The sequence below is a fragment of the Gordonia sp. CNJ-863 genome (assembly GCF_001942325.1).
GTDB classification, from domain to species: Bacteria; Actinomycetota; Actinomycetes; order Mycobacteriales; family Mycobacteriaceae; genus Gordonia; species Gordonia alkanivorans.
Genome location: NZ_MKKG01000060.1, coordinates 1 through 4168 on the forward strand (window position 1 = coordinate 1; position 4168 = coordinate 4168).

Genomic DNA, 4168 nt, shown 5'->3' on the forward strand with positions numbered 1-4168 from the left:
CAGCCCTCCGCGATGGGTGTTCGCACAGTACCAGGTACTTGCAGTACCCCATTCGCGGTTTGGATACTTCTGCCCGAATTGACCAGCCGGCACGACGGAACACCGGCCCTGTTGACCCTCGATGACGTGTCCGGCCCGTCCCTATGTGCGGCAGTGGCTCTGCGGGGCTCGCAGGTCTGCTCCGAGTTCGTTATTTCGGTTGACGACCGGGCTGACCTAAAGCATCGGATGCACGCGTGTTCGTACGAGCAGCGCGTAACGTAAGGTCGCTCGCCGGTTCTGAGTTCGACTTTTCAGGTCCCCTCGTTGCAAGCTGGGACCTGTGGCCACAGCGGTCCACGTTTACATTCTTTGATCGCCAGCGCTCGCCTGACGTACAGAGATCGACACGTTGTTCCGTTAGGCGATGTAATCGCCTGCAGCACAACTTTGTTCGGGGAAAAGATGCGGAATCGGTTCCGGCTGCGCTGGATTCGCTGGTGAAGCCAGCGGCAGCGATCGCGCCGACAGACAGCGTTTGCACCCCAGCGGACGGCCGGGCACTGGTGCTGCGGGGCCTCGTGATCTACGGTTCCACCCATGGTGACAGTAGCCGTGAAATACGTGCCAGCCCGAGTCGCGCATACTGCTTTACAACGACCACGCACGCCGGTCGAGCTCGTCAACACACTTCGCACCAGATCGCCGGCTAAACGGCTACAAAACTTGACCGTCCTCGTCACTGGCTCGTCGTCGGGCATCGGTGCTGCGGCAGCTGAAGAGTTCGCCCGTCGTGGAGCCCACGTCCTGACGGTGGCGCGTCGTGCCGACAGCCTCGACGAACTCGTCACGCGTATCCGGGCCGAGGGCGGCTATGCCGACACCTGTCCGGGGGATCTCTCCGATACCGACGACACAGCTCGCTTGATCCAGTACGTGCTCGATAAATACGGCTGCCCGGACATCGTCGTGAACAACGCCGGGCGGTCGATTCGCCGCGAGGTCCTCGACTCGACTGATCGGCTACACGATTATCAGCGCACCATGGCGGTCAACTACTTCGGTCCCGTGCAACTGACGTTAGGGTTCCTACCTGCCATGAAGGAGCGCGGCAGCGGTCACTTCATCAACGTGTCCACCTGGGGTATCCCGATGGGCGCCATGCCAAAGTTCTCGGCATACGCGGGATCGAAGGCCGCGATTACCGCTTTCGGACGCAGCATAGCGTCGGAGTTGCGCGGCACAGGGGTCTCTGTGACGACAGTCTTTTTCCCGCTCGTCCGGACACCGATGATCGAGCCCACCGACGAATACCACCACACTCCCGCGCTCACTGCGGCTGAAGCTGCGGCCTGGCTTGTGCACGCGGCTGTCTACCGCGATCTGGAGGTCATGCCGCGAGTGGCACGGCTTCTCCGACAAGTCGGCGCGGCATCATCGAGAATCGCGGACGGGCTTGTAGAACGCAATGCGCCCTGACGTGTATGCCCCAGATAGTGGCCCCGGCGAGTTGATCAACTTGCTCGGGGGTCGATATGCGTGGACACGGGATAGCTGACTCATTCGGTGCGATCCACCGGAGCCGCCGAGACCGTCTTGGCTTTCCCGGTGAGCGACGCACACTGCGCTGACGTAGGTGGAGTCGTGGAGATTGTCGGCGAGCTGGGGATCGAGGCCGCTTTCGGAGAGCGCGTCGGCCACCATTGCTGTGGTGACGTCGGCGCTCTGGTGGTGCACACGCTGCCCCGGGGCGGTGCAGAGCGGTCCGAGTGCCTGTCGCCGGTCCTGTCATGTGCAGCGGCCAGGACACAACCCAGCCTGCGAGAGACCGCTATGTGGTGCTGTTGCTGGTGCTCAGGAACATCTGCGCCCTCGTTGAGCACTGCCAAACTCATTTGCCGCCAATCAATCTCGATGTCGGCGCCGCGCGGCGTTGAGCAGCCACCGTGAGGCGGCCAAGGCGAACGGGCATGCCGGGTCAAGATGGAATGTCCCTGCGCTCATAGGTACTCGTTGCGGTCGCGGACTGTTGGACGTGTTTACTCACGTGGAGGCTATGGCTTCCAATGCCGCGATAGCGGCCGAGAGTTTGGCTGACGCGTCGGTGGCCACCGGTGCAAGTTCGGCTTCCCCGGAGACCTCGACCATCAGGTCGGGATTCATCGCTTCGACGATCGAGTTTGATCGATTGGTGGCGTCGGTGCGGACCACGACATTGCAGGGCAACAGCAGACCGATCTGCCGATTGACTCCCAGAGCGCGATGGGCCAAAGGTGGATTACAAGCCTCCAGGATCAGGTAATTTTCCATGTCCACATCGAGCTTTGTTCTCAGGGTGTCTTTGACGTTGATCTCGGTGAGGATCGATCCGACCCACAGCCGGCCACGCCGGCGGCGAGGACCGCGCACGCCGCGATCACCGCAGTGCGCGTCGTGGCTCGGCCGCCCCGCACGCGGGTCACCGCTGCGCCTCGTCGGGTGCGGGCAGATAGGCCGCGTCCGCGTGGCGGCTGGGGTGGGCGTACGGCGCCCGGACCGCGATCCGGGAACGCCCACCGTGGACGATGTCCGGGCGGTCAGCGACGCACGGTGCCGGGGTGCTGCGGCCCAGGACGCCGGGGTGGTGTTCGTGGCCAGCGGACCAGACGTCGTCGCCGGGTGCCGGTTCGATGGTCCAGGCGGTGACGCGGCCTTCGCCGCTGGTGCGGTACTTGCCGATATCGGTGACCTCGGCGAGCAGCTCGGTGATCTTCCCGGGGTCGCCGACCGCGCGCCACGTCGCGGTCGCAGTGATCGTCGCGGCGGCGGGGATCAGGCGTTTGCGGTAGTGCCCGCGGGCGTCTGAGACCGTGGAGGGTACCGAGGGTGAGAGGCGTTGCAGATCAGCGTGATCCGTACGGCTGGACCGCATACGTGGTTCGGGATATGGAGTGGTGGGGACGGTGTGGGCGAAGGTGCACATCCAGTGCCACGGCTGCCCGGCCTCGCAGCGCGCCAGCGGTAGCTCCAGGTCTTCGGGCACCGCGAGGGGGTCGTAGGTGAGGACCTCGCCGCGGGCGGCGGCCGCGGCTTTGTGGCGGTGCCAGAGCACCGAGGCCAGCAGCCCGTCGAGGCTGATGCCCCACGGGGTGCCGAAGCACACCCCGTGCGGCAGTTCGGCAGTTACTCTCAGCGGCATCTTCACGCTCTGACCCCTGGCGGTCACGTGCTGAGGTGCTGCACACAGCGAGCGGGCAGACGGTTGGCGAAGTGCAACCCCGCCCCGAGGGCGTTGCGGTCAATACGAATCCAAGTCCACACCCGCCCAGAATGCCAACGCCCGCCGGGTCAGTCGAGCACAGCACGAGCTGACCGGCCTCATCGTCGACCTACAGGCCCAAATCAGCGCCCAGATAGACTCCCCACAGCATACTGGATATGTCTCTTTGCGAGGGGTTACGAGAGTGATTGCGGTCGATACCCAGATCCAAGAGGTATGGAACCCAGAAACCAGAACACTCGCCACCGAGGCGTGGCAGTGCTACAACAGCGGCGCCGTACGCGCGAGCATCACCATCACGTGGACAGCCGTGACCACCGATCTCATCGCCAAGATCGGGTCCCTGGCAGACGACGGCGACAGAGACGCCATCGACCTTCGAGAGGAAATTGAAAAGGCTCAGGACCACGGCCTAACCCCCCAGGGCACCAGCGCAATGCAGAGGATCGAGAACAAGCTACTCGATAGCGCTCAACTCCTAGAACTGATCGACAGCGTGGATAAACGTGCGCTGGAACGCATCCGCGAAGACCGAAACCTGTGCGTGCACCCATCGCTTCGCGGTCTCGATGCGCCATTGTCAACGGCGGCTGAAAACTGACCCTTTATCGACGGTTGAATTTTGACCCCCTTGTGGTGTGGTTACTGGTCGGTGTTGACGAGTTATCGTCGGGTTTTGGTGCGGTAGGAGTCGCCGTCGATGGTGATGACCTCGGCGTGGTGGACGAGTCGGTCGATGAGCGCGGCGGCCACAACGTCGTCGGCGAAGACTTCGCCCCAGCGACCGAAGGGCATGTTCGAGGTGAGGTGGGCCCTTCGTAGTGGTCCAGTTGTTGTGCGACTCTGTTGCCCGAGTGTTTGGGCAGGAAGAATCGACGACGACATGGCAGGTAGCAAGCGCCGGCGGCATACGCCGGATCAGATCATCCG

At 63.6% G+C, this 4168-nt stretch carries 4 protein-coding genes and 2 pseudogenes; 2 read left to right on the forward strand and 4 right to left on the reverse strand.

Features of this window, described 5'->3' with window-relative positions; genetic code table 11:
- Positions 1 to 579: 579 nt before the first annotated feature.
- Positions 580 to 1458, forward strand: coding sequence for an SDR family NAD(P)-dependent oxidoreductase (locus tag BJF87_RS21635; RefSeq protein ID WP_075863886.1), 879 nt, complete (start codon positions 580 to 582; stop codon positions 1456 to 1458).
- On the opposite strand, the pseudogene BJF87_RS27260 reads toward BJF87_RS21635, so the two are convergent.
- From BJF87_RS27260 to BJF87_RS21645, 3 genes and pseudogenes are all read right to left on the reverse strand, one after another.
- Positions 1414 to 1746 (reverse strand): annotated as a pseudogene (locus BJF87_RS27260) (hypothetical protein); the annotation flags it as partial. The gene BJF87_RS21635 and the pseudogene BJF87_RS27260 overlap by 45 nt on opposite strands.
- 276 nt (positions 1747 to 2022) lie before the next feature.
- Complete coding sequence (locus BJF87_RS21640) at positions 2023 to 2388, reverse strand: DUF302 domain-containing protein (protein ID WP_006358895.1); 366 nt, start codon at positions 2386 to 2388, stop codon at positions 2023 to 2025.
- Positions 2389 to 2437: 49 nt separating this feature from the next.
- Positions 2438 to 3184 (reverse strand): hypothetical protein, encoded by a 747-nt coding sequence (locus tag BJF87_RS21645; RefSeq protein WP_231381070.1) that lies wholly within the window; start codon positions 3182 to 3184, stop codon positions 2438 to 2440.
- 238 nt (positions 3185 to 3422) lie between these two features.
- On the opposite strand from BJF87_RS21645, the gene BJF87_RS21650 reads away from it, so the two are divergent.
- Positions 3423 to 3839, forward strand: coding sequence for a hypothetical protein (locus BJF87_RS21650; protein ID WP_035756068.1), 417 nt, complete (start codon positions 3423 to 3425; stop codon positions 3837 to 3839).
- 62 nt (positions 3840 to 3901) lie between these two features.
- Here the strand turns inward: BJF87_RS21650 and BJF87_RS21655 are convergent.
- Positions 3902 to 4045: pseudogene (locus BJF87_RS21655) on the reverse strand (ATP-binding protein); the annotation flags it as partial.
- Positions 4046 to 4168 lie beyond the last annotated feature (123 nt).

Excerpts from the sequence above, each read along its gene's own strand:
- BJF87_RS21635 (WP_075863886.1), top strand. The coding sequence starts at position 580 with ATGGTGACAGTAGCCGTGAAATACGTGCCAGCCCGAGTCGCGCATACT.